Annotated in this window: 21 protein-coding genes and 1 pseudogene; 12 read left to right on the top strand and 10 right to left on the bottom strand. The window is 70.0% G+C overall.

Annotated elements, in window-relative coordinates:
• Positions 1-381: 381 nt before the first annotated feature.
• Complete coding sequence (locus A8W25_RS15765) at positions 382-1,200, bottom strand: alpha/beta fold hydrolase (RefSeq protein ID WP_067161968.1); 819 nt, start codon at positions 1,198-1,200, stop codon at positions 382-384.
• A gap of 227 nt (positions 1,201-1,427) precedes the next feature.
• Here A8W25_RS15765 and A8W25_RS15760 point away from each other — a divergent pair, with 227 nt between their 5' ends.
• Entirely contained in the window at positions 1,428-1,790 is a 363-nt protein-coding gene (locus A8W25_RS15760; RefSeq protein ID WP_067161965.1) for a DUF1304 domain-containing protein, read from the top strand.
• The gene (locus A8W25_RS15755; RefSeq protein ID WP_067161963.1) at positions 1,787-2,353 is read left to right on the top strand and encodes a TetR/AcrR family transcriptional regulator; all 567 of its coding nucleotides are present in this window, start codon (positions 1,787-1,789) and stop codon (positions 2,351-2,353) included. The genes A8W25_RS15760 and A8W25_RS15755 overlap by 4 nt, the downstream gene beginning before the upstream one ends.
• Positions 2,354-2,603: 250 nt before the next feature.
• Here the strand turns inward: A8W25_RS15755 and A8W25_RS15750 are convergent, their stop codons facing one another.
• Positions 2,604-3,524 carry a Rieske 2Fe-2S domain-containing protein gene (locus A8W25_RS15750; protein WP_158942570.1) on the bottom strand — a complete coding sequence of 307 codons (921 nt, stop codon included), beginning with the start codon at positions 3,522-3,524 and terminating at the stop codon, positions 2,604-2,606.
• Positions 3,525-3,848: 324 nt separating this feature from the next.
• On the opposite strand from A8W25_RS15750, the gene A8W25_RS15745 reads away from it, so the two are divergent.
• Both A8W25_RS15745 and A8W25_RS15740 read left to right on the top strand, forming a co-directional pair.
• On the top strand, positions 3,849-5,456 hold the full coding sequence (locus A8W25_RS15745) for a flavin-containing monooxygenase (protein ID WP_067161960.1): 1,608 nt from the start codon (positions 3,849-3,851) through the stop codon (positions 5,454-5,456).
• A 191-nt stretch (positions 5,457-5,647) separates the two neighbouring features.
• A complete protein-coding gene (locus tag A8W25_RS15740) occupies positions 5,648-6,202 on the top strand; it encodes a DM13 domain-containing protein (RefSeq protein WP_067161958.1) in 555 nt (184 codons plus the stop codon).
• A gap of 534 nt (positions 6,203-6,736) precedes the next feature.
• On the opposite strand, the gene A8W25_RS15735 is transcribed toward A8W25_RS15740, so the two are convergent.
• A complete protein-coding gene (locus A8W25_RS15735) occupies positions 6,737-7,564 on the bottom strand; it encodes an SCO6745 family protein (RefSeq protein WP_067161953.1) in 828 nt (275 codons plus the stop codon).
• 204 nt (positions 7,565-7,768) lie between these two features.
• Between A8W25_RS15735 and A8W25_RS15730 the strand changes: the two genes are divergently transcribed.
• The 5 genes from A8W25_RS15730 (at position 7,769) to A8W25_RS15715 (ending at position 11,891) form a co-directional block, all read left to right on the top strand.
• A complete protein-coding gene (locus tag A8W25_RS15730) occupies positions 7,769-7,999 on the top strand; it encodes a hypothetical protein (protein WP_067161951.1) in 231 nt (76 codons plus the stop codon).
• A 219-nt stretch (positions 8,000-8,218) separates the two neighbouring features.
• Entirely contained in the window at positions 8,219-8,497 is a 279-nt protein-coding gene (locus A8W25_RS34000) for a hypothetical protein (RefSeq protein WP_158942568.1), read from the top strand.
• Between the two features lie 141 nt (positions 8,498-8,638).
• Complete coding sequence (locus A8W25_RS15725; RefSeq protein WP_067161948.1) at positions 8,639-10,030, top strand: amidohydrolase family protein; 1,392 nt, start codon at positions 8,639-8,641, stop codon at positions 10,028-10,030.
• Positions 10,031-10,262: 232 nt separating this feature from the next.
• On the top strand, positions 10,263-11,000 hold the full coding sequence (locus tag A8W25_RS15720; RefSeq protein WP_067161945.1) for a formylglycine-generating enzyme family protein: 738 nt from the start codon (positions 10,263-10,265) through the stop codon (positions 10,998-11,000).
• Between the two features lie 318 nt (positions 11,001-11,318).
• A complete protein-coding gene (locus A8W25_RS15715; protein WP_067161942.1) occupies positions 11,319-11,891 on the top strand; it encodes an RICIN domain-containing protein in 573 nt (190 codons plus the stop codon).
• A 106-nt stretch (positions 11,892-11,997) separates the two neighbouring features.
• Here A8W25_RS15715 and A8W25_RS15710 read toward each other — a convergent pair whose 3' ends face one another.
• The 3 genes from A8W25_RS15710 to A8W25_RS15700 form a co-directional block, all read right to left on the bottom strand.
• Positions 11,998-12,195, bottom strand: coding sequence for a hypothetical protein (locus A8W25_RS15710; RefSeq protein WP_067161940.1), 198 nt, complete (start codon positions 12,193-12,195; stop codon positions 11,998-12,000).
• 154 nt (positions 12,196-12,349) lie between these two features.
• On the bottom strand, positions 12,350-13,336 hold the full coding sequence (locus A8W25_RS15705) for an NAD(P)/FAD-dependent oxidoreductase (protein ID WP_067164111.1): 987 nt from the start codon (positions 13,334-13,336) through the stop codon (positions 12,350-12,352).
• Positions 13,337-13,716: 380 nt separating this feature from the next.
• Positions 13,717-14,688 (bottom strand): SDR family NAD(P)-dependent oxidoreductase, encoded by a 972-nt coding sequence (locus A8W25_RS15700; protein ID WP_067161937.1) that lies wholly within the window; start codon positions 14,686-14,688, stop codon positions 13,717-13,719.
• Between the two features lie 64 nt (positions 14,689-14,752).
• Between A8W25_RS15700 and A8W25_RS15695 the strand changes: the two genes are divergently transcribed.
• Positions 14,753-15,175 carry a MerR family transcriptional regulator gene (locus A8W25_RS15695; protein ID WP_067161934.1) on the top strand — a complete coding sequence of 141 codons (423 nt, stop codon included), beginning with the start codon at positions 14,753-14,755 and terminating at the stop codon, positions 15,173-15,175.
• A 676-nt stretch (positions 15,176-15,851) separates the two neighbouring features.
• Here A8W25_RS15695 and A8W25_RS15690 read toward each other — a convergent pair.
• The 3 genes and pseudogenes from A8W25_RS15690 to A8W25_RS15680 all read right to left on the bottom strand — a co-directional run bounded on the left by A8W25_RS15690 (position 15,852) and on the right by A8W25_RS15680 (position 18,948).
• Positions 15,852-17,255 carry an amino acid permease gene (locus tag A8W25_RS15690; RefSeq protein ID WP_079126115.1) on the bottom strand — a complete coding sequence of 468 codons (1,404 nt, stop codon included), beginning with the start codon at positions 17,253-17,255 and terminating at the stop codon, positions 15,852-15,854.
• 492 nt (positions 17,256-17,747) lie between these two features.
• Positions 17,748-18,059, bottom strand: a pseudogene (locus A8W25_RS15685) (PucR family transcriptional regulator); the annotation flags it as partial.
• Between the two features lie 331 nt (positions 18,060-18,390).
• Positions 18,391-18,948, bottom strand: coding sequence for a hypothetical protein (locus tag A8W25_RS15680; RefSeq protein ID WP_158942564.1), 558 nt, complete (start codon positions 18,946-18,948; stop codon positions 18,391-18,393).
• 500 nt (positions 18,949-19,448) lie between these two features.
• On the opposite strand from A8W25_RS15680, the gene A8W25_RS15675 reads away from it, so the two are divergent.
• Both A8W25_RS15675 and A8W25_RS15670 read left to right on the top strand, forming a co-directional pair.
• Entirely contained in the window at positions 19,449-19,991 is a 543-nt protein-coding gene (locus A8W25_RS15675) for a GNAT family N-acetyltransferase (RefSeq protein WP_079126261.1), read from the top strand.
• A 788-nt stretch (positions 19,992-20,779) separates the two neighbouring features.
• Positions 20,780-21,787 (top strand): hypothetical protein, encoded by a 1,008-nt coding sequence (locus A8W25_RS15670; RefSeq protein ID WP_324616221.1) that lies wholly within the window; start codon positions 20,780-20,782, stop codon positions 21,785-21,787.
• A gap of 277 nt (positions 21,788-22,064) precedes the next feature.
• Here the strand turns inward: A8W25_RS15670 and A8W25_RS15665 are convergent, their stop codons facing one another.
• The gene (locus A8W25_RS15665) at positions 22,065-25,022 is read right to left on the bottom strand and encodes an AfsR/SARP family transcriptional regulator (RefSeq protein ID WP_067161923.1); all 2,958 of its coding nucleotides are present in this window, start codon (positions 25,020-25,022) and stop codon (positions 22,065-22,067) included.
• Positions 25,023-25,030: the final 8 nt, after the last annotated feature.

The raw sequence follows: 25,030 nt of genomic DNA, 5'->3' as shown, positions 1-25,030 counted from the left end.
GGTGGAGCACTACAGCCGTCCGTGTGGGAGCGGCGGCTGACTTGCTCCAGGAGCGCGGGCGGCGCCGAAATCCCCCTCCGCACCGTCCGGGGTCTGCGGGCACAACCGGGCCGCGGATCGTACTGCGCCGGGACTGGGGCGAGGAGCCCTGGCTGATCGCGCTGATCCTCCTGCTCGGGCTCTGTGCGCCGGTGGACACCGCCGTGTTGTTCGGCAGCCACCCGGGCCACCGACAACCGCGTCGCCGAGTCAGGCGGTCCGGCGGTTGCCCTGGTCGCCGCAGGGCAGCTCGGAGACCGGCCGATGCGCCGCGAAGGACCGATTACCGGCGTGCCGGACGTGACGGCCCATGGCAGACGGCCTGTACGCGCCCCGCCCCCATCAGGCCTGGACGGTGCCGCGCATCGATCCCCTTGCATGGCCCAGGACGAACTCGCGCACGAGTGCTGCCGCGTGTCGGCGAGCCTCGAAGGTCACACCATGCCGAGTGCGCGGCAGGATCTCCAGGCGCGCACCCGGAATCCGGGCCGCCATGAACTCGGCGACCGTGGGCCGGATGACGGGGTCGTCCGCCCCGTGCAGCACCAGCGTGGGAACAGCTATCTCCGCCAGACGGCCTGTGCAGTCATGATTCTGCCCCGCCGCCGCGCGGCGCGCGCCGGCGTCCTGGGGACGGCTGCGCAGGGCGCGCCTCGTGTCGGCAACCAGTTCCGGGTCGGCCGCCTGGCCCTCGGGGGTGAGCACCAGGTCGAGCAGGAACTGCGTCTGCTCGCCTGGCCCGAGGCCGGTGGTGCGGTCCCTGAGGTTCTCGGTCATGGCCATGCTCGGGGTCGTCCCCGACAGGATGAGCGAGGCGACCCGCCCCGGGTGACGGAGCGCCAGATGCATGGCGATCATCCCGCCGAACGAGGCGCCGAGCACGTGCACACGCTCGTGACCCAGTGCCTCGGCGAAGCCGGCGCAGTCCTCGGCCAGACGGGCCAGATCGTACGGCTGGGGCCCGTTGCGGGTGTCGCCGGTGTCGCGCTGGTCGTAGCTGATCGCGTGGATGCCCTCACCGAGCAAGGGTCTGAAGATGTCGAACTGACCTCGGTGGCTCTCGCCCCCGTGCAGCAGAATCAGCGGTTCGCCTTCGCCGGACGTGATGTACGCGGTTTCGACCCCGTCGACCGTCGCGCGCTCGAACCCCCTGGAACTCACCTGCGCACCCTATCGGCCCCTCCAGTGAAAGCCGACCCCTGCCGCTCTCGCGCAGTCAGGCGGTCATCCCACTGACACCGGGAAGGTCCCCCGAAGCGTCGGCCACACCGGCCCTCACTGCGGAAGCGCTCGGAGCCCAGGCACGCGTACGGAACCCCTCGCATTTCTTGGACACCTGTCCATGTATTATGGACAGGTGTCCAAGAAATGCGAGGAGTGGCTACACCATGGAGACAACCGCAAACGTGCTGGTCGGACTGGTGGCCGTACTGCACGCCTACATCCTGGTCCTGGAGATGTTCCTGTGGGAGAAGAAGCCGGGCCGTGAGCTCTCCGGCTTCGACGCGGCCATGGCCCGCGCCACCGCCCCGCTCGCAGCCAACCAGGGCCTCTACAACGGATTCCTGGCGGCCGGCCTGCTCTGGGGTCTGATCGCCGGCGACCCGACCGGGTTCCGCGTCCAGGTCTTCTTCCTCACCTGCGTCCTCGTCGCAGGCGTGTACGGGGGCTTCACCGCCAATCGGCGCATCCTGATCGCCCAGGCGCTGCCCGGTGCACTGGCGCTCGGCGCGGTCCTCCTCGCACGGTGACCCCCGTACAGGAAGATCCCCGCGCGGCACGGACCCGCGCCAAGCTGCGAGGCGCGCTGCTGGAAGAGTGTTCCAGCCGCCCGCTGGCAGAGGTCAGTGTCGCCTCGCTGGTGCGCAGGGCGCAGGTAGGCCGCGCCACGTTCTATCTGCACTACGCCGACCTGGAGGCACTGGCCGTCGACGCCTGCGCCGACATCGTCCGCGAGGCCGTCGACGCCCTGCACGCATGGCGCGGAACACCCGACCCCATCACCCCGCCACCCGCCCTGCTCGCCTTCTTCGACGGGCTCACCCCGCACGCCGGTCTGTACCGCGAACTGTTGCGCCCGGGCGGCAGCGGTCCTCTCGGCCGGGTCCTCCACGACGACCTGCGCACCCGCAGCCGCACCGAACGCGCCCTGGCCGGTGCGCCGGAACCGGACCTGGTCGCCTCGGCCGTGGCCGGGACCTTCGCCGCGGTGCTGGCCGACTGGCTGCACGGCCTCATCGAGGCCACTCCCGCAGAGATCGCGACGCGGGTCTGGCGCCTGCTCGTCACCCTGCACCGCACCCCCCTGCCCTGATGAACCGCCCGCCCCGAGCCCTCCGGAGCGGGCTGAAGAAACACCGTCCCCGGGCACACCCCCCGGTCGCGGCCACCCCGTCACGCGCAGCTGTCTGCACGGGCGCTCACCTTCCACGCCCCGGCCCCCGCCAACGGCCGAGCAGGGCCACCGCGGCCCTGGTCACGGAAACGCCGTGACCAGGGCCGCGCACGCCGACGCGAGCAGACGTACGGATGGCTGGGTCGTATTGCGACATGGGTACCTCCTGTCACGGGGGCGGGTAGAACTGACAGGCCCAGCGGCGGTAGTAGCCAATCGCTTCGTCGCCCGCGGCAAGGCGGGGGCGCGGTTCGTAGCGTTTGATGTTCCAGATCTTCACGTCGTCCCGCAGGGCGCCGGCCGCGGCCCACAGCATCGCCCGGGCGACGCCGCGGTACAGGGGACGGCGCAGCAGCGGCAGCGCGGACGGCTGCGGCTGTTCGGCGGCGGTGCAGGCCACCGCGACGAGCATGCGGGTGTGGCGGGGGGCGATCGGCGTGTTCATGGCCCACATGTGGATGGCGAGACCGAGCGGTGGCAGGGACGTCTCGGTGCGGAAATACCCGAGGCCCGCGAGCGCGTACGAGTAGTCGCCCATGAGTTTCTTCATGGCGGGAAGCCGCTGCGGCGCCATCCTCAGGCGCCCGGCCAGACAGGGGCCTTCGGCGCGTGGGGGCGCGATCTCCTCCACCGCCACCCCGTGCAGCGCGGGCAGATGCCGGTAGTCGATCGCGTTCTCGGCGAGGTCCTGGACGTGGGTGAACACGTCGGCGGTCCAGTAGGCCGTGGGGGTGATGTCGGCTGCGGGGGCCTCGGGAATCTCCCAGGCGGGCGGGGTGGCGTCGTGTCCGCGCCAGACGAGGACGAAGCCGTTGCGCTCGCGGAGGGGGTGGTGCTCCAGACGGGCCCGCGGCGCCGGGCCGCCGGGGGCGTGGACGCAGGTGCCGTCGGGGGCGAAGGCGAAGCGGTGGAAGGGGCACACCAGGTTGCCGCCCTCGACCGTACCGCTGCCCAAGTGGGCTCCCAGGTGTGGGCAGTAGGGGCGTACGGCATGGGGACGGCCGTCGCCGGTGCGGTACAGGACGACGTCCTCGCCCGCGAACCTGCGGGTGAGTACCCGGCCCGGGGCGAGCTCGCGGGAGAGCGCCAAGCAGAACCAGCCACTGGGATACGGCAGTTCCGGGCCCCGGGCGTCTTCTGGGGCAGCAGGTACCCGCCGCTGCGCATCGGCCGTGTCTCGACCGCCGGACCCCGGCGGATCCACCCTCGTCTCCATGCCCGGTAACTCAACCACGGCATAAGGCCGCTGGGCATCTTTCATCCATAAATGCGCCCAGATGGGGGCTGTTGAGCCGACATCACCCACGCGGTAGTTACCAAGGGCTACCGTGTGCACTCTTTACGTGACGCGCTCGACATGCCCTGCCCTCCTTACAGGGCCGGGCATGCGGGGGCAGGAAAGAGGGGTACCGCCGTGACCGAGGAGACGGACCGGAGCCGTGGCCACGACGCGGAGGTCATCGTCATCGGGGCCGGCCTGTCCGGGGTGGCTGCCGCCATCGCGCTGCGCCGGGCCGGGTTCGACGACCTCATCGTGCTGGAGAAGTCCGCGCGGCTCGGCGGGACCTGGCGCGACAACACCTATCCCGGGTGCGGCTGCGACGTTCCTTCGATGCTGTACGAGTACTCCTTCGCCCCCCATCCCTGGAGCCGTGGCTTCGCCGCCCAGCCCGAGATCCTCGACTACCTGGAGACCACCGCGGCCGCCCACGGAGTGGACACGGCGATCCGTTACGGCACGGAAGTGCAGGAGGGCCGGTGGGACCCTGACGCGCACCGCTGGACCCTGAAGACCACCACCGGCACCCACACCGCGCGCGCTGTCATCGTGGCCACCGGACCCTGGCACCAGCCCCGCTACCCCGAGATCCCCGGCCTGGACGACTTCCCCGGGCCGGTCTTCCACTCCGCCCGCTGGGACCATTCCGCAGACCTGGCCGGCCGCCGCATCGCCATCGTGGGCACCGGAGCCTCCACCGTCCAGTTCCTCCCCGAGATCCAGCCGCGCGCCGCCCGCATCGACGTCTTCCAGAGCACCGCTCCCTGGGTACTCCCCAAACCGGACTACGCGCTCCCCCCGGCCGCCCGGCGATTCCTCCAGCGCCACCCGGCACCGCGCCGTGCCCTGCGCAGCCTGCACTACTGGATGCAGGAAGCCATCGGCCTGCCCCTGCGCCACCCCCGACTGCTCCTTCCACTGGAGGCCGCGGCCCGTCTCCACCTGCGCACCCAGGTGCCCGACCCGGCTCTGCGCCGGGCCCTGAGCCCCGAGCACCGCCTCGGAGGCCGCCGCCTGATCGCCTCCGGCACCTACTATCCGGCCCTGACCCGGCCCAACGTCCGCCTCCACCCCACCCGCGTGAGCGAGGTGAACGGCAGCGACGTCATCGGCGCCGACGGCACCCGTGCCCGTGCCGACCTCATCATCCTCGCCACCGGCTTCCACATCGGGAAACTGCCCCTCGCCGACCGCCTGCACGGCGCCCACGGAACCACCCTGGCGCAGACCTGGGCCAAGGGCCGCCGCGCCTATCTGGGCACCAGCGTCAGCGGCCACCCCAACCTCTTCCTGCTCCTGGGACCGAACCTGCTCACCGGCACCACCGCGGTCCCCACCGTCCTGGAAGCACAGCTCCGCTACATCACCGGCGCCCTCACCCACCTGCACACCAGCGGACACACAGCGATGGACGTACGGGCCGAGACCGAACAGGCCCATCACACAGCCCTCCACGCCGCCCTGCGGACCACCGTCTACAACACCGCCGGCTGCTCCAGCTACTACTTCAGCGACCCGGGAGTGAACACGTTCTGCTGGCCCTGGTCGACACAGCGGCTCCTCAAACGCCTGCGCACCTTCGACCCCGGCACCTACACCTGGTCGACACCGCCCCAGGACCGGGCCCACCCGCACACGCCCCAACTGCCGCACCCACGCCAGGACAACGCCTCAGACAGCACGTCCCCCTCCCCCGCAGCACAGCCCGCCGGCTCCCACCCCCACACACCGCACTCGCCGTGACCATACTGCGGACACGTGTGCGCAGGTGCCGAAGCAGCCGCCGCGACGACGCTCGGCGTCCAGCCCCACGGTGGCCCAGCGCACGCTCACCCGGTAGCCGTAAGGGTTTCGTCATCAGGATCCGGGAGTGCTGAGCGCCCACGAGGCGTCCTATGGGGGCAGGGACACGCTCACGATATGGAGGCAATGACATGGGACGCGTACGAAGTGCACTCGGCAGGCCGTGGTTCATCGCGACGGTGCTCATCGGCGTGGTGGCGGTGGGTGCGGGACTGTACTGGTTCCAGCCGTGGAAGCTGTGGGTGGACGAGACCGTACGGGACCAGATCCCCTCCGCCGTCTCCGCACCGGCCTCGGCTCCGGCCCACGGCGGAGCCCAGGCGCCGACCGGGCCGCAGGACCTTGCCAAGGGGGAGCTGATCAGCCACGAACACAAGACCAGCGGATCGGTTCGCATCCTGCGTCTCCCGGACGGCACCCGCATCCTCCGGCTGATGAACCTGGACACGAGCAACGGGCCCGCCCTGCGGGTCTGGCTGACCGACGCGGAGGTGAAGCCTGGCAAGGACGGCTGGCACGTTTTCGACGACGGCCGCCACGTCAGCCTGGGCAAGCTCAAGGGCAACAAAGGCGACCAGAACTACACGCTGCCCGCCGACGTCGACCTGAACCGGTACCGCAGCGTCACCATCTGGTGCGACCGCTTCGACGTGTCCTTCGGTGCCGCCGAGCTGGCTCGTACCTGACCCCATCCGGACACCGTCGCGAACACGGTCAGGAGCGGCCGGTCACCGTCGAGCCGGCATCCGCCGGGCGTCGTCGGCTCGTGGGGCCGGGCAGTCTGCGGCAGGCATACGTGACCTGCCGCAGCCTTCGGTGCCGGTGTTCCCACCGCCGGTGCCGCGATCCGCCGAGCGAGCCGGCCAGGCACCGGCCCGGCACCGGCCAGGCAGGAACACAAGGGGTCGCACGGGAGACAGCCGCCATTTCTGGGCGCTGGTGCCGTTGAACTCGTACTGCTGCACATTGGCGCCGTTGTGGGTGCCCCTGCGCCTTGATTACGCGGACAACCATCCCACTCCCCTCCCCGCACCCGCGGTACCGGCCGTGGCCCGGCAGATGGCCCGGAGACCTCAGGGCGGATTCCGGCCGATGACAGGCCACCACGAACGCCAGCGCCGCTGGTAGGCCAGTGCTGTTGCGCTACAGCGCCAAGACGTCGCCGCCCAGCCAGGACTCGCCGTACCGCACGGCGGGCCCGTCCCGTGTGTCGCAGTCCCTCACTGCGACCCCGCGGCCACCAGTACCGCGGTGATGGGCTCAAGCTCCGCGACCAGTTCATCACGTTCCGCGGGAGACAGGGCCTCGTACGGCGGGGCGGCCAGCTCGTCGGTCAGGGCCTCGATGTGCGCCTTGATTGCGCGGCCCGCATCGGTGAAGCGTCCCTCGGTGTCGACCAGGCCGCGCTCGCGCAAGCCGTCCATGACCGCGGCCAGCTTCTCCTTCGGCAGGTGATGCAGGCGCCCGAACGACTCCGGCGGGTGGATGCCCCGCGCCAGCGCGTCGAGGACATGAGCCTCCGTACCGCCGACGCGCGCGCCGACAAGAGCGGCGATGTGCCCGTCACCGCGGTGCTCACGCAGCATGGTCGCCGAATGCCACAGCCGGGCTACCGGGTCGCTGGGCACCGCGAGGGTGCGCATCCCCGCGTACATCACCCGCCCTTCCATGGGTGCGTTCGTCGCGGCCTTGGTGGTCAGGTCGGCGGCACGCACCAGGCCCGGGGAGCCGGCCAGGTCGTCGCCGAGGATCCGCCGCACAGAGGCCGCGCTGCCCCGCTCCCGCGCGGCGACGGACGCCTCCGGCGGGATCGTCTGCCACGCGCTCGGGATGTGCCGCGCGGCCTCCCCGTCGGCGAAGTTGTAGAACGCCGCGTGCACGACCTGCGCTGGTACCCGCCCCAGCGGCGCGGCGCGGCTGGCGAAGTAGCCGTCCCAGTAGGTGCGGTGACCGAGCGCGGCCAGCTCCTGGTCGCACTCGTCGGCGAAGAACGTGACCAGGCAGATCGGCTCCAGGAGCTCGAACATGCGGCGGGCGGGGTGCGTCATGGCCTCCATCATGCCTGCCATCACACCGGGTGCAGCTGTGCATGAAGCCCGCCCACGCGAGCCCAGACCGGCTCAGCCATGCTGCGCCCGAGGGCAACTGCTCCCCCGAACGGGGTCTGTTGGGGTGAGCACCCATCACGTAGTGGCAGCTCAGGGCGTTCACCGTGTGATCGTGCCTCGCATTTCACCTCTCCAGGAGTCCCCATGCGCCTGACCGCCACCGCCTTGGCCACGTGTGTCCTGCTGCTCGGCGGCGTATCCGCAGCCGCCGCCGACGATGGCGGCTTGGCCGACAACGGATCGAACGCCGGTGTCGCCACGGTCAACGGCAGCGGCGTCGGCGACGACGCCCCCAGTGCCACCGACAACGGTGGCTTCACTGAGATCGATCAGAGCAACGCCAACGTCGCCGTCAACTTCAGTGAACTCTGGTAGGTCTCAGGAACCCACAAGGACGGCCTCCGCCGGTGCACAGCACCGGCGGAGGCCGTTCACTGCTCACCGGGCCGGATCCGTCAGCCCGTGCGCTACCGGCCTCAACGCGGTGAACGGAGACCCCGAGCCTCATACGTCAGCACCTCGGGCTCACCGGGCCCATGGGCCCCACCACTTCGGTGGCAGCGGGTCCGCCGGCGCTGACGTCGGCTGGTCAGGATGCAGACCGAGCCGCTGAAGAACGTCGGCACGGAAGCGAACAACGATCGTGCCGTGCCAGTGCCCGTCCGAGCGCACACCGCACATCAGGTCGACCCGGACCTCATTCTCGGTGAACGGGTGCCAGTCGATACCTCGGTCCCGCAGTCAAACCGCCGTCAGCCGACCCGGCCGCGGACAGCCGGGAACGTTCTCGTAGGAGAAGAGAGTCACCCATTCGAAAGTCTGATCTTCCATGCCGACATCATGCCGCAGCGCGCCGACCTTCACGTGGCGTAACCCCACTGGCCGCACAGAGCCGGTGAGCCTGGGTGCGCTGTACCCGGTCAAAGGGCGCCCTGGCTGCTCCCGAGGGACGGGCCGATTCTGAGGCCATCGCCCACGGCACACCGCCCAGGCTTGATGAATCAGGACTGACCTTTGGCTCCCTCAGGTACCACCAGCACTGCCGTACTCGCACAGCTCCAGCGCCGGTCCGCGGACCCGAACCGGCGCATCCTGTTCACTGGCGCGACCATCGTCACCATGGATGCCGACCTCGGTGTGCTGCACGACGCCGACCTTCTCGTCGAGGGCGACACCATCACCGCCATCGGTACCGGCCTGGACCGCGACGGCGCGGTCGTCGTCGAGGCCACCGGCACGATCCTCACACCGGGCTTCGTCGACACACACCGGCACGCCTGGCAGACCCAGCTGCGCCGCATCATGCCGGACGTCGACGACCTCGGCGCCTACGTGATGTCCACCCTCGCCGGCCACGCCACCGCCTACCGGCCCCAGGACATGTACATCGGCACCAGGCTGGCTGCCCTGACCGCGATCGACAGCGGCATCACCTGCATGCTCGACTTCTCCCACAACTCCCGAACTCCCCAGCACTCCGACGCCGCCGTCCAGGCCCTCGTCGACACCGGCATCCGCGGGGTGCACGCCTCCATGGGCCCGCACTTCGGGGACTGGGACAAGCAGTGGCCTGGCGACCTGGCGCGCCTCAAGGAGAGGTACTTCGCCAGTGACGATCGGATGCTGACCCTGCGCCTCGCGGCCCTGGCCACCGGCGAGATCGCCGGACCCGCCCTCGCCTACGGACCCGAACTCGCCCGCATAGCGAAGGAGCTGGGCATCGGTGTGAGCGTCGACGCCGTATTCGGCACCTCCTCCTCGGCGGCGATCGCGGAGTGGGAGAAGGGGGGCCTGCTCTGCGCGGACCTCACCCTCATCCATGCCACCGGCCTGACCTCCGAAGCGTGGAAGGCGATCGGGGGCAGCGGCACGAGCATCGCCCTGGCCCCGACGTCGGAGGCCCAGATAGGGCTGGAAACCGCGATCCCCGCGATCGACGAAGCCCTGTCGGTGGGAGTGCGCCCCGGTCTGAGCATCGACGTCGAAGTCGCGCTGGCCAGCGACATGTTCACGCAGATGCGGGCCCTGCACGCCATCCAGCGCATGCGCGCGGTCAACGCCGTCTACCGCACGGGGCGGCAGCCGACTCGCATCACCACCCACGACGTCCTGGACTTCGCCACTCTCCAGGGCGCCCGCACCAACGGACTGGCAGACGTCACCGGCTCACTCACCCCGGGCAAGAAGGCCGATCTCCTGGTCATCCAGGCCGAGGACCTCAACAACATGCCCCTCAACGACCCCATCGGCACGGTCGTACTCGGCTCGGACACCCGCAACATCAGCGCGGTCCTCATCAACGGACAGCCCCGCAAGTGGAATGGCCAGGTCCTCGACGTGGACCTGCCCGCCCTGCGCGAAGAGGTCCACGCCTCCCGCGCGCACGTACTCACCACCCTCGCCTGAACGGCGCTCCCTCTTCGCTCGGTGGACCTCTGCACCCTTGGGCGCTCGTACCACGCTAGGACCTCTCGCCCGCGCCCCGGCGAGTCATCGTCAGAGGGGCGACTCAGGTGTCCTGTGCCTGGATGTGGCGAAGGCGGCGGTCAAAAGTCGCTGTCGAGGTAGGTCCTTCGGCCGATGACCGCCCCGGCCCTCAAGGTGACCATGAGGGCCATGCGATCGACTGGAGGGGAACATGCACGTGAGTCAGGCGGACTGGGTTGAAGTCCCGGACGGGTTGCTGCGTCGGGGGACGCCGGCTGACGAGGTGACGGAGGTAGCACGCCGCTATGCCGACACCGGGGTGCCGGTGGAGTGGTACCTCAAAGAAGCCCCACGCACAGAGATCCACGTCCCAGCCTTCCGGATATCCCGCACCCTGGTCACGGTCGGCCAGTGGACGCTTTTCGCGGCAGCCACCGGCAGGCCGGTGCCCCACGCACCGGCGAACCACCCGGTCACCGCGGTCTCCTGGGAGGCAGCGACGGCCTACTGCCGGTGGCTCGGAGAGCAACTCGACGGCCTCGACGTGCGACTGCCCACGGAGGATGAGTGGGAACGCGCCGCGCGCGGCGACGACGGCCGGGAGTTTCCGTGGGGTGCGGAGTACCAGCCCGGCCTGGCCAATCTGGTGGACCTCGGTATCGGCACCACAACACCAGTCGGCTCGTTCCCCGATGGGGCCAGCCCCTTTGGCGTACTGGACATGGCGGGTAACGCCGACGAGTGGACCTCCACCCTCTACGCCCCCTACCCGGGTGCCCCTGCCAAGGTGCCGCGTACTGAGGACTGTGCCTTCGACCCGCACATCACCCGAGGCGGCGCGTTCCGCCATGACCGTGATCTGGCCCGGTGCGCCCGTCGCCACGGCGTCTACGAGCGTGATCTCAAGGCGATCGGCGTGGGCTTTCGCCTGGCGGCACCGGCCGAGTAGACGGCTTCGGCAATTCGTGGACGGAGATCAGGACAAGGTGGCGGTCCGGGGGGCGACTTTCCGTGGTGTGAGTGCCCATTCGTGCAGTGGAAATCATTGGGGCAGGAAAGGGACAGGCTATCTGCGCGATGGCCGTCCGGCACCAGATGCTGATCCGTGCTAGCCGTGCTTCCCTGGAAGGGACTGCCGCGCCGCTATCGGTGGGCTCCCTGACAAGCCGGAGTCCGTCAGCCACGGTCGCAGAGCCCCGGAGCGGGCCTGCTCGACGAGCCACCATCTTTCCCACCTCTCTCGCAGAGTCACGAGAGGAGCACCACGATGCGCAAATACAGCCGGACTCGCCGTCTTATGACGGCCTCGACCGTTCTTGTAGCCGGAGGCGTCCTGCTCTGGCCCGATGCCGCGGTTGCCCGCCCGGCCTCTCCCGAAACCCCGGCAGGGATATCGGGAGATTTCCAGCTCGTCAACGTGGAGACCGGTAAGTGCGCGACGGTTGCCGGCGGTGTCTCCACCGAAAACAACGTCAGGCTCGTCCAGTTCAACTGCGACACTCATCCCTCACGCCGCTGGACCATTTCCACCAACAACGGCAATGGCAGGCAGTTCGTCAATGGGCAGACCCGCAAGTGTGCGACGGTTGCGGGTGGTGTCTCCACCGAAAACAACGTCGAACTGGTCCAGTTCAACTGCGACACTCATCCCTCACGCCGCTGGTTCGTCACCAATTGGAACGGCAGCTCGTACCAGCTCGTGAACGCGCAGACCCGCAAGTGCATGACCGTCGCCGGAGGCGTCTCCACCGAAAACAACGTCCACCTCGTGCAATTCACCTGCGACACGGACCCCTCGCGCCGTTGGGTCCTGCGGCGTGTAGGCCAGATCCTGGACTGAAGCACTGCTCTCGGGGTCACGGCCACCACGGCCCCGCGTCACCGCGAGGTGCGGGTGCTTCTCATCGAGCTGATCAAGCCCCGGCCGGATGGGCCGGGGCTTGATTTCAGAGGCCGCCGAGCTCGTCAATACCCTTGGACAGTTCCTCGGGCACCCGGCGGACGGTCTCTGTCAGACTGCTGCCCTTGCCCTTTCCCTGCTTCGTCATGCCCACATGCCCCTTGCCGCCCTTGATGGACGCGGTCTCGGCCTGCTTGGCAGACTGATCGATCTTGAGGCGCTTTCCGGACTTCGACTTCGCCATGACGTAACTCCTGTCTGCTGGCCCTGATGGCGTCGCTGCCAACGCGGGGAACGGGGCGGAAAGCGCCCCGAGCCAGCCTTACATGCACCACCACACCCCGCCACCAGGCAAATACGCACAGTGATAAACGATGGCCCTGTGCCCCGCCTCGGCCTCAGGAGGGAAGGGCCCCGGCGCGGCGTCGGGCCGCCCGGCGCTCCAGGTCGGTCCGGAGCAGGTCGGCGTTGATGGCGGCCCCGGCCCGGTAGCCGGAGCTGGCCGCGTTCACCACCTGCTCGGCCGGCCCGGTCACGTTGCCAACGGCCCACACACCGGCAACGCTGGTCAGGCCGGTCTCATCGACGTCGGCGAAGGAGCCTGCCGGGGTTTCGCGTGTACGCGCTCCCAGAGCGGTCAGCACCTCGTCGCGGGGCACCATCCTCGGCGGGACGACGAACACGGACACCTCGATCTCCTGGCCTGACTCCAGGCGCACCCCCACGAGCTGGTCATCGCCCACGATGAGTGCGCCGAGCCTGCCCCGGACCACGCCCACGCCTGCTGCGGCGAGCATCTGCCAGTCGGCGTCCGGGAGTTCGTTCTCGTCGGCGCCATCGAGGAAGAGTGTCACGTCGTCGGACAGCTGGCTGAACAGCAGGGCCTGGTGGGTACCGGCCTCCTTGCGGTAGAGCACACCGATCGCCCGGTCGCGTACCTCCCATCCGTGGCAGTACGGGCAGTGAAGGACGTCCCGACCCCACCGCTCGGAGACTCCCGGCAGGTCCGGCAGTTCGTCCACCAGGCCGGTGGCGACCACCATCCGCCGCGCGTGCACCCGGTACCCATCGGTAAGGGCCACGGCGAACTCGCCGTTGTCGTCCGGCTCGATCCCGCTCACGGTCCCCTGGATGCGCCGCACTCCGTACGCGGCCACCTCCTCGCGCACCACGGCGAGGAACTCGGCCGGTGGCATGCCGTCGCGTGAGGGGTAGCCGTGCATGTGCCCGGCCGGTGCGTTGCGCGGCTCGCCCGCGTCCACGACCAGGACCGAGCGGCGTGCACGGCCCAGGAGCAGTGCGGCCGACAGGCCTCCCGCTCCGCCCCCGACCACCACGACATCGTACGCGTCGGCAAGGTTCGCGCTGCTGTCGGTGCTGCTCATGACGATCACCCCACAGTTTCTGGTTGCTCTTGCTCCCGAAGATGCGGGAGCATCCCCGAATCCGCGAATGCTCTTGCCGAAATGGCAAAGCTCGTCCTGCCGAGCACCGTGCGCCCCGGTGGTGGGGGCGGCAGTTCCTTGGCCCACGCAGGCGGGGGCGGCGGCAACGGGTAGCGAAAGGACGCACCGTCCGTCACCGGCGGCGCAGGCCGGGGAGAAGGTGACCACCAACGGTTTCGAAGCCCCCGAGCCCGAGAGATGGGACCGCCTCAGACCTCATCGGTGCCCTCGACGAAACAAGTCGCCACCCATCGCCATTCACTTCAGCTCCTCGGCGAGTGGACGTAACAGCACGGGGCCCCCGCACTCGGAGCGTGGGTTCACCGCGTGATCGGTGTGGCGCCGGTCGCGGCGAGAGACACGTCCCACAGGCGGGCTGCCGCGTCGGGGTCGACGGCGTAGGCGCGGACGCCGCCGTCGTCCATGGGGGTGCCGGGGGCGGAAACGCGGGCGACGTCGCAGTCCTCCAGATAGAGGCCGCCGCGACCGTCGAGGAGGGGGGATGTGGCGGCCCACAGGCCGGTGGCCGCCCCCTGGGAGGGGGTTTTGAATCCGTCGCCGACGACGTTGCCGTGTGCGTCCACCCAGCCGCGGTCGATCTGCGCCTGCAGCGTCATCTCCCTCTGGAGCCCGGTGATGATCTTTCCGGGGTGGAGGGCGTACGCGCGTACGCCGTCGCCTCGCCCGAGCGCGTCGAGATGGACCGCGAACAGGGCGTTGGCGGTCTTGGCCTGGCCGTAGGCCAGCCACTTGTCGTAGCCGGTGTGAAAGTGCGGATCGTGCCAGCGGATGCCGGTCAGGGTGTGTCCGGCGGAGCTGTTGACGACGACGCGCGCGCCGTCTGCGGCGGCCAGCAGCGGGTAGAGCTCGCACGCCAGGGTGAAGTGTCCGAAGTGGTTGGTGGTGAGCTGGCCTTCCCAGCCGGGTCCGACGCGCCGCTCCGGGGTGGCCATGACTCCGGCGACGGCCATCAGGAGGTCGAGTCGGTCCAGACGATCGCTGAGGTGCGCGGCGGCCGTGCGTACGCTGTCGAGGTCGGCGAGGTCCATGGGGATGACCTCACAGTTCGTCACCTCCTTGAGAGCGGCACGGGCGACGTCGCAGCGGCGGGCAGGCACGATGACCCGGGCTCCGGCGGCCGTCAGCGCTCGGGTGGTCTCCAGGCCGAGCCCGGAGTAGCCCCCGGTCACCACCGCGGTCCTGCCCGAAAGGTCACGCCCGGCCACGATGTCCTCGCAGGTGGTGGCAGCGGAGAAGGGGGAGCCGAGCGGCTGCTGATCAGTAAGGGTCATGCCGCTGACGCTACGATCTAGAGCGAGGTCTAGATCAAATCCAGGGGTGGCAGGAGTGAACGGCGTGACGACCACCGAGGCTGCCGCGCAGTCACTGGGCATCGGCGAGGTGGCCGAGCGGACCGGACTGAGCGTGCACGCCCTGCGCTTCTACGAACGCGAGGGGCTGCTCGTCGGACCGGTCCAGCGCACATCAGGGGGCCGACGGCGCTACACCTCCTTCGATGTCGAGTGGCTGCTGATCTGCGTCAAACTCCGCGAGTCCGGCATGCCGCTCGCCGACCTCAAGCACTTCGCCGAACTGGTCCGCCACGGGCCGGGCAACGAGGCAGAACGCCTGCGGCTGCTGGATGCCCATCGACAGCGCGTCGACGCACAGATCCGGGCGCTGGAGGACTGCCGGTCCGTCATCGCCTGGAAGGTCGGCGTCTACGCCGAGCACCTCGCCCGCGGCGAAGCGGGCGGGCTCTGGGACCCAACACCCTGAGGCAAGTCGACCGCCCGACAAAGACGCCGCCGAGACCCCGCTCGGGCAACTCGGCAGCCGGCCCGGCCCGCCTCGTCGCTGCTTCCACGGGTCGCGGCCGACATGGGCGGTCGCGGAGCTCGCTCTCTGCGGATGCCGCAAAGGGGGCCTCGGACGTTCCCGCCGATGGCCCGCTGCTGTGGATGGTCGCCCCCCGTGGCTGTGGACTGCTTGTTCCGATGGGCGCAGTTGACGCCAAACGCTGGGGAGGAAGCCCCCGAGGCCCCCGGCTCCAAGCAGGGGCCAAAGGTCCGCTGTCGGGCAAGGGAGCTCTGGCCGTTGCCGGGGGGGTCCCTGAACGAGGCGGGGTGGACGTCAAAGAGGGCTCTTTCGCCAGCCGGTCACGGTGATTCCCGTAGGAACAGGGCTCCGCAGCTGTGGCAGATCGGCACCTGTCTCGTGCCCCAGAGGTCGATGGACTGCGCCGCTGATGCCGGATCGAGGTCTCGACCGCACATGGCTGTAACACGGCGCAGACCGCGAAACCCGCCCGGGCCACGCCGACCGCGACGGCCCCCGGCACGCGCGGCGGAAGGAGCCCGCAGGCCGGCACAGTGTGTGACGCCCCCCGTCTCCCCCCGCCCAGTGAAGCAGCGCGACTCCGGCATGCCGGGGTCGCCTGCCTCCCGCCCCTGAATCAGCCCACAGGTGTTTCGGCCCGGGTCTCGACGTCCTCGATTCCGGTGGGGCGGCCGGCCCGCACCCAGCGCACGTACAGACCGCCCGCGATCAGCAGCGTGCCCACCATCGACAGCACGGGCCAGCCGCGCAGCAGGTTCACCACCAAGGTGAAAGCGACGGCAGCCGCGGCGAGAGCGTTGACCCAGGCCAGCGTCGGCTTGTGCTCGGCGTGGGCGAAGCGGGTCATGGCCAGCAGCCCGACGAGGAAACTGACGAAGACGGCCACGGCGTAGAAGAGGACCAGTTCCTGCTCCTCGCCCGCAGCGGCGACGATGATCAGTGCGGCGGCGCCGAGGTAGACGACGACCGACCAGTACGGGGTGTGGTGCCTGTTCGTGCGGCCCAGGACAGGCGGCAGCACGCCCGGCGCACCGGCCGTTCCCGCCAGCGCCTTCAGCAGCCCCGGCCCCGCCTGGAAGGAGGAACTGGCCGCGGCGAGCAGCAGCAGCGAGCTGGTCAGCTGAAAGGCCCCGTAGAGCCAGCCGGGGCCCGCCGCGGCGTGGGCGATGTCGGCGATCTGGGTGGAGTCGTGGCCGGGAATGCCGATGTGCAGCCGTACGGCCAAGGCGGTCAGCGCGAGGGTGAGACCCCCGACGATCACTACCAGCAGGGCGAGGGTGCCCCGGCCGAACCGGCGGCGGTGCGTGTCGTCGAGCTGGCCGAGCTGGGCGATCGCCGTCGAGGGCGCTTCCACTCCCGTAGCCAGGGCCATGGCGACCGGGAAGGCGAGCACGACAGCCATCACCGCCGGATGACCGGGGCTGGTGCTCGCGGCGGCATGACCGGCCTCGTGCGGGGAGGCGAAACCGACCACCAGCACCACGACGCAGACGGCGACGAAGAGCACGGTCATCACCGCGAACAGCAGTCGCCCCCCATGCCCGAACCAGGTCAGCCCCGCGACCACGACCAGCAGAGCGAGCGCCAACGGGATGCGCACGCCGCTCAGTTCGGGGAACAGCGCGATGACCGCGCTGGCGGCCGCCGCGATGGAGATGCCGATCGTCAGGACGAAGTCGACGACCAGGGCCCCGATCGGCAGAAAGGTCCAGCGGGGCCCGAAGGCCCGGCCGGCCGCGGCCGCGGCTCCGCCGCCCTGGGGAAAGCGGCGTACCAGCTGCCAGTAGTTGGCGGTGACCACCACGACCAGCCCGACCACCAGCGACATGGTCGGCAGCAGCAGCGCCAGGTCACCGTGCAGGGCGCGCAGGGCCGCCTCGATGGCGTAGGCGACGGAGGAGACCGGATCGGCGATCACGGCGAAGGCGAACGCGAAGAACAGAACGGAGCGGTGCGGAGCACGCCTCGCACCGGGTGCCGTCGGAGCGGAGGCAGGGCTGGCCGGCCCAGAGAGCGTCATGTGCAGGTGCCTTTTTTCAAGGTTGCGTCGTGACACGTCACGACACCACGAGTGGATAAGACTTTGCCGACCAGGCTTCCCGGCACACCGGGTGTGAGCGTACGTCAAGAAGACGACAGCGAGGCGTTAAGGAGCCGTCAAGGCCTGCGTGCGCAAGTGTTCGTCTGGCAAAATATGCCCTCTTGCCTGCTTTTGCGCTGCGAGGGGACGGTGCCGCGCGGAACAGCGAAGGCGCCACCGGCCGATTCACCCGGCGAAGGGGACACGCGGGACAACTATCCGCCGGACAAAGGCGTTTGACAGGCGACAGCCCCTCCGCAACCGCCCTCGAAGACGACTTCACTACGCATGGACTCTCGGTTGTGATCAGTCGTCTCGTCGCTTGGAGGACGTACCCATGACGAAGGCGCCGTTCATCGCCATGACCGCAGCCACTGCGGCGCTGGGAACCGCACTTGTTCCCCTCTCGCTTCAACTGCGCGCAGAGCAGGCTCAGGGTTCCTTGGAGCGCCAGTCCAGCAGCCTGGCGCCGACAACGGCGGTCTGCAGGGTGTAGCGGTGCACCGGGTCGGCCGGATCGGCTCCGGTGAGCTGGTGGATGCGCTCCAGGCGGTAGGTGAAGGCCCGCACGCTCAGACACAGCCGACGGGCCGCCTCCGCAGCGATGCAGCCGGAGTCGAAGTAGGCGGCCAGGGTGTCGAACGGCGGCCGGGCCCCGCCCCGGGCCCATTGCAGCGGGCCGAGCGCGCTGCGCACCAGGTCGGCCATGGCCTGCCGGTCACAGGTCAGAACGGGAAAGACCAGCCACGAGACGGCAGCGCTGCGGCTGCTCGCGCGGGGGCTGCACCATGGGGAGATCGCCCAAGTGCTCAGGGTTGATGCCGACTGGGGCGATGTTCCGACCGTCGCAGGGCCTGTGCGCGGGCCTCGGTGCGCTGGGCACTGTGAACCCGCGCCCGCCCGTGCGAACGCGCCGCCCGCATCACTGTGCTCCGGTGTGATGCGGGCGGTGTAGCAGGGGGTCAGCGCACCTGAACCGCCTTCCTCCGGCTAGAGCTGGTGCATGCGCGCAGTGGTCGGGCTCTCAGGCGATCCGGGCGGGCTTTCGCCTCACGAGTCGGGCATGAATGAGGGGTCAGCAGGCCCTGTTGAGGTGGAAGGAAGAGAGCGTGTCGTTTGCGACGGCGCCCCACGGAAAGTTGCCGGTGCTGTACGAGGGGAAGTTCCAGGCGGGGTCGGTCCACGGTTGGTTGGAGAACCACACGCCGTCGGTACAGCCGGAAACCCAGGCGCTGGCCTGGTCGTTGAGGTTGGGAGGCACGTACCCGTCGCCCTCGCCGGTGACACAGGCCCGCCACCCGTTGTACATCGCGGCGGACCCGTACGGGCCGTGCTGGTAGTAGCAGATGCCGGCCGTGGCGGCGGGTGCCGCCTGCGGTGCGGCGGTGGAGGTATGGGGTGCTGCCTTGAGACATGTGACCTGCGCGCCGGCATGTTCGGCGTACGTGAGCGCACATCCGGGCAGGGACATGGAGGTCAGTTCCTGGGTGATCGCCGCTTTGAGCGCGGGCCCTGGCGCAGTGAGCGACGGTGTGGTCGGTGCGGACTGGGTGGCTCCGGCGGGGCTGCCCCACAGCACCGCGGTGACCAGGGCCGCCGCACCTGCCAGCGGCATGACGGAACGTTTACGCATGGTGTGCCCATCCCTTCGTCGATCCCGATCGAGCTACATGTCACGAGCCCCCGCCCCGCTGTTGCGTCGGTTGCCGACGGAGTGCGGGGTTTCGGCGGAGATCGCCGAACTCGTAGGGGCTCGTCCTCCTGAGGTCCAGAAAGCAGACAGCGGAAAGCCCACACGCGTCGCCAGGTCAGCCGTGTTGCGCCGACTCGGCCGAGCGGGAGCCGGTTACGACGATGGGCTGCGGGGAATTTGTCCGCCACACACGTCAGAGAACGACCCAGACCAGGGCCTCGCAGGAGCGGGACAATAGGGTTTTGTCCGCGGACAACACGCTGCCGGTGACCGCAGTACCCGAGACCAGTGCACGCCGATGCGCAAGCCCGCCTTCGGGGACGGCTTCTGCCCCGCAACCCGTGAGAGCAAAGCGCTGGTACTGCAACGGCGTTCAGTGGGTGCATCGACAGTGCCTGGGAGGATGACGGCGAGCCGCCTGTGTGATCCAGAATGATGGGATGGTCACTCTTAAGACTCCCCGTTTGATCCTGCGTCGCTGGCGCGAGGAAGACGTTGCACCCATGGCTGCCGTCAATGCCGACCCCGAGGTCATGCGGTGGATCCGTGACGGCAGGGTCCTTGACGAAGAGCAGACTCGCGGCCGGGTCCAGGCCTGGGAGAGCGAGTGGGAGTCGCAGGGCTTCGGCTTGTTCGCCGTGGAGATCCGGTCCACTGGCGAGCTGGCCGGGTTCACCGGCCTTTCCGTGCCCCACTTCTTGCCGGAGGTCCTGCCGGCGGTCGAGGTCGGCTGGCGGCTGGGACGTTCCCACTGGGGGCAGGGCTTGGCCACCGAGGCCGCTGCGGCCGCCGTACGGTTCGGGTTCGAAGAGCGAGGGCTCAAGCGGATCGTCAGCATCACTCAAGTGGGCAACGACGCCTCCGAACGGATCATGACCAAACTGGGGATGCGTCCGGTCCGTGAGACCGTCAATCCCACCGGTGGTCGGCGAGTACGGGTGTTCGCGTTGTCGTCGGACCATCACGTCACGACCACTCATTGATGGCAGCGACGAGGACGGGGCCTCCTGGCGGACCGTGAGTTGTCGGTATCGCGTGGGGCGCTACGAGGCGAAGGGGAGATCGTCAGTGCCTGCGCCGAAGTTGAGGTGGTCACGCACCCGGACGCCGTGGGTCGTGCCGGGACGTGGGACTTGGAGGAGGTCCACCTTGACGCTCCGGATCCGGATCCGCTGTCCAGCCTTCGCGCGCAGAGAGATGCCCAGCGTGGTCAGCCGGGGGTTCGCCGTCCTGGTGGGACGGCACCTTGTCGACTTGCGCTGCCCGGAGACCGAGGAGGGAGCGGTCTTCTGGGTGGTGCTCGGGCCGGGCGGACGGCGGTTGCGCCAGGTGGAGATCGGTCACGACGGTGGTGCGGTCGAGACAAGCGCCGAGGACTGGCTGTTCAACCGCCGTTCTGGCCACGGACCCAGGACTCAGCGAAACTTGGGAGAATTCACAGGATGTCGCACATTTCACCGATCGTGTCTCCCTATCCGGCGTCTCATCGGGCACGATGGCCCGTGCACGTGGCGAAGCCGACCGCATTTATCTGACCGGAACTGTGCCTCCCAATAGTCATGCGGCACATTGACCTCACAGTGCCGTCGCGGTTGCATGCTTGTGGCCCTCCGGTGGGGAACCGGGCAGAAGGGCCGTATCCGTCTCAGGGGGAAGAATGAGGGGAAACGCGCATCCGCGCGCCACAAGACGTGTAGGGGCCGCCTTACGTGCCGCGGTCGTGGTCTGCGCGGTCACGACCGCGCTGCCGGGAGTCGCTTCGGCCGAGCCCATGACCGCAGCGGCCGTCGCGAGCGACAGCGCAGGGTTGGTCGAGCGGATCAGTGTCGCGGCCGACGGTACCCAGGGTGACGGCGACTCCGCCGGTGCCACCATCACGGCCGACGGCCGGCGTGTCGCTTTCTCGTCGTCGGCGAAGAACCTCACACCCGCCAGCTCGGCGACAGGGGAAAGAGTATTCGTCCGCGACCGGCGGACGAGTCTGACCACGCTGATGAGCACCATCACCACGCCGATCCAGCACCCGGTGATCAGCGGTGACGGGCAATACGTCGCCCTGTGGGGACAGTTGTTCAGGGACACGAAGGTCTTCCTGTCTCAGGTGAAGTCGGGAAGCACGATCGGCATCAACTGTCCGGGCCTCAGCTGCAGCCAGCCGTCGCTGAGCACGGACGGCCGCTATCTCGTCCAAGCCGCCACCTTCAATCGACCGCCGTCCCGGCAGCGCATCGAGGTACAGGACTGGCACACCAACACCGCGGTGACCGTCGCCGAGTTCGGCCACACCGTCTCGGCCCGGCCGTCCATCAGCGGCGACGGCCGCTTTGTCGCCTACCAGGACGGCCTGGCGGAAGACGTCTTCGTGTGGGACAGGACCGACGACACCTCTACCGGCCCGATCGAGGGCTCGTCCAAGGCGGCGACGCTCGTCCAGATCAGCAAGGACGGCAGCAAGATCGTCTACCTCTCGGGCTCCGACACCTACGTTCAGGACGAGCACACGGGCACCGACCAACTGGTGCCGAACGCGCGGGGTGTGGCCATCGATCCCACCGGCCGCTACCTGCTGTACGCCCCGAACGACACCACCGGACCGTCGCTCGTACTGCGCGACCTGCAGACGGGCACCGACGAGATCGTCTCGGACCAGCCCGCCTCGGCCGGGACCGACGCGGTCAGCGCCGACGGGCGCGACGTCGTCTTTTCCTCCACAGCCGACGACATCGTGGCCGGTGACACCAACGGCAAGTCGGATATTTTCATCCGCCGCTTCTATTGATCGCCCCGACCGCCAGGCTCTGAGCACGGAGGGCCGTGCCGCGCCCGGCACGGCCCTCGCACCCCGCCCGCCAGGACTTCGACCAGCCTCGCTCGCGCGTCGCCCCTCTGGAAACGGCCCCGGATGCCTGGGTGGACGGCAGGACCGCTGCTCCCGGGGCCGCAGGGACACCGGCGGGTCACGTGGGGGCCGGGCCCTCGCCCGGGTCGTTCAGGAGGATCGCCGCGGTCGCGCGCTGGGCCACCGCGCGGCGGCCTTCGTCAGCGATCGCCGTACATCACAGCTTCCCCAGGCACCCCGCGATGTCGTCCGCGTCGGGCAGGCCGAGCTCGCGAAAGACGCTCTCCGCACGACGGTAGTACTCCCGGGCCCGGCCGGCGTCGCCCTGGACCCGGTGGGCGTGGCCGAGCTGCGCGAGAGCGCGGGCGAGGATGCCCGCGTCGCCGCGGGCCTCGGCGATGTCCCGGGCCCGCGCGGCATGTTCGGCGGCCTCCGCGGGCTGTCCCGAAACATTGTGAGCTTCGGCAAGTGCGCCAAGCAGCAGGCCCTCGCGGAAGCGGGAGCCCGTCTGCCGCCACAGGCGCAGGCTCTCGTGCAGGCTGTCGAAGGCCTCTGGGCTCTGCCCGGTCCGCAGGCAGACCTGGGCGAGATTGTGCAATGCGTTGGCCTGACCCGCCACGTCCCCACTCGCCCGGGTGACGGCGACGGCGTCCCGGCAGTGCGCCAACCCCTCCTCGGCCCGGCCGGTTCCCAGCAGGGCCAGGCCGAGGAAGCCGAGCGCGTACGCCTCGATGCCGCGGCTGGCCAGGGCTCTGCCATGAGTCAGCGCCTCGCTCAGCATCGCGTGCGCGGTGGTGAAGTCGCGCAGGGCGAGCGCGCCTCCGCCCCTGGTGATCAGGACGTGGGCCAGCAGCGTCGGGTCGCCGGCCTCCCGGCACAGCTCGATGGCCCGGTCCAGGGCTGGGGCGCCCAGCCGCATGGCGAAGCGGTGTTGCAGGGAGCTGCCCAGCATGTACAGGGCGCGCGCTTCGGCGGTGCGGTGGCCGGCGGCGCGCGCGGCGTCGGCCAGGCTGCGGGCGGCGCGCTCGATACCGTAGGGCTGCGCGCCGAGGCGCCCGAGCGGGTCCGCGGCCAGCAGCAGGTCCGCGCAGACGGCAAGCGACAGGGAGGCGTCACCCGCCGCCTGCTCGACGAGCCCCAGCAGCGACGTCTGCTCGTCGAGCAACCAGGCGGTGGCTTCCTGCGGGCCGGTGAAGTCCAGGCCACGCGAAGGCAGCGGGGCAGCGTTCCCGGGAAACACGTCGTCGGGCAGCGATACCCGGTGGGCATCGAGGGCCGTGGCAAGGCAGAACTCCAGCAGGCGGGCCAATGCGGTGGTCCGCTCGTGGTCCGCCACTTCGGCGAAGGCCGTCTGGCGGGCGAAGAGCCGGAGCAGGTCGTGGTAGCGGTATCGGCCGGGGGCGACCGACTCCAGCAGGCTCAGGTCGACCAGTGACTCGCACAGCTTCTCCGCCTCCCACTCCGGCCGGTCGAGCAGCGCCGCGGCGATGGGCACACTCAGTTCGGGCACCTCGGGCAGGGCCAGCAGCCGAAAGGCGCGGACGTACTCGGCGTCCAGCACTTCCATGCCGAGCCGGAACGTCCTCTCCACGGCGGCGTCCTCCGCCCTGAGCGTGCCGAGGCGGCGCCCCTTGTCCGCCAGCAGCGCGGCGGTCGTCGCGAGCGTGGTCTGCGGCCCGGCGACCAATCGGGAGGCCACGATACGAATGGCGAGCGGCAGATGGCCGCAGGCATCAAGCACCTCGGCAGCGGCCTCCGGCTCGGCGGACACGCTCCGTTCGCCGACGATCCGGGTCAGCAGCTCCAGGGCCTCCGCCTGCGCCATGGGCCGTAGGTCCACCAGGGCGGCCCCGGTCAGGCCGACGAGCCGGGAGCGGCTGGTGAGCAGCACCGCGCTGCCTGGCGCGCCGGGCAGCAGGTCGCGCACCTGGGCCAGGTCACGGGCGTTGTCCAGCAGGACGAGCACCTGCCGGGTGGCGAGCATGGAGCGGTAGAGGGCAGCCCGCTCCCCGGGCAGCGCCGGGAGGTGACCGGCACTCACTCCGAGGACGCGCAGGAAGCGACCCAGCACCTCCATGGGCTCGGCGGGCCGGCGGTCGGTTCCTCTCAGGTCCGCATACAGCTGCCCGTCCGGGAAGCGGTGGCGCATCCGGTGCGCCACGCGCACGGCCAGGGCAGTCTTGCCGATACCGCCCATCCCGCTGATGGAACTCAGAGCAACCGTCCGGCCCTTCTCCAGCGCGGTGCACAGCCCGTCGACCTCGTCGGTGCGGCCCGTGAAGTCGGCGGTGTCCTGGGGCAGCTGGGCCGATACAGAGGACCGGTCAGCAGCCCGAACCCCGGTCGCGTCGCCCGCCTGCCAACCACGTCCGGCGTTGAGGATCTCCTGCTGAAGCCGCTCCAGGCCGGGACCCGGGCGGATGCCCAGCTCCCCGGCGAGCGCCCGGCGGACTCGCCCGTAGACGTCAAGTGCGTCCGCCTGCCGTCCGGTCTGGTGCAGCGCTGTCATCAGCAGCTCATGGACCCGCTCGCGCCACGGCTGCTCGGCGGCCAGCACACGCAGCGGACCGAGCGCGTTGCCATGCCCGCCCAGCGCGATCTCGGTCTCCCACCGCGCCTCGACAGCCGACAGGCGCAGCTCCTCCAGCCGGGTGCGCTGGGCCTCGGCGTACGGGCCGGGCACGCCGGCGAGCGGCCTGCCACGCCACAGGTCCAGCGCGGAGACGAGCAGGGACCGTGCCCGTTCGGGCCGTCCGGCGGCCAGCGCCTGCCGTGCCTCGGACGTACGGAGCTCGAAGACGGTCACGTCGACGTCCTCCGGGGCGACGCGCAAGGTGTAACCGGCGCCCGTCGTCACCAGCGTGCGCGCGACGGCACGTGGTGCCCGGCCGGGTTCCAGCAGCCGACGCAGTGTGAAGACGTGGGTCTGCAACGACCCCAGCGCACCGGGCGGGGCCTCGTCGCCCCAGACTGCGGCGATCAGTTCCCGGGCGGGCACAGGGGTGCGCGCCCGTAACAGCAGGACGGCGAGCACCGCCTGCAGCTGGGGCGCGCCGACGGGTCTCTCCGCCGACCCGTCGTGCACACGAAGGGAGCCGAGAACGGTGAACCGGTGGGCGGAGGTTCGCCCGGCGCCGCCGAAGGAGGGGCTGGGAGTGGGGGCAGTGGGGGGCATGGGATATC

The organism is Streptomyces sp. ERV7, assembly GCF_001653515.1.
Lineage (GTDB): Bacteria > Actinomycetota > Actinomycetes > Streptomycetales > Streptomycetaceae > Streptomyces.
The sequence above is the reverse complement of the archived record's forward strand: the minus strand, read 5'-3'. Positions and strand labels throughout refer to the sequence as shown.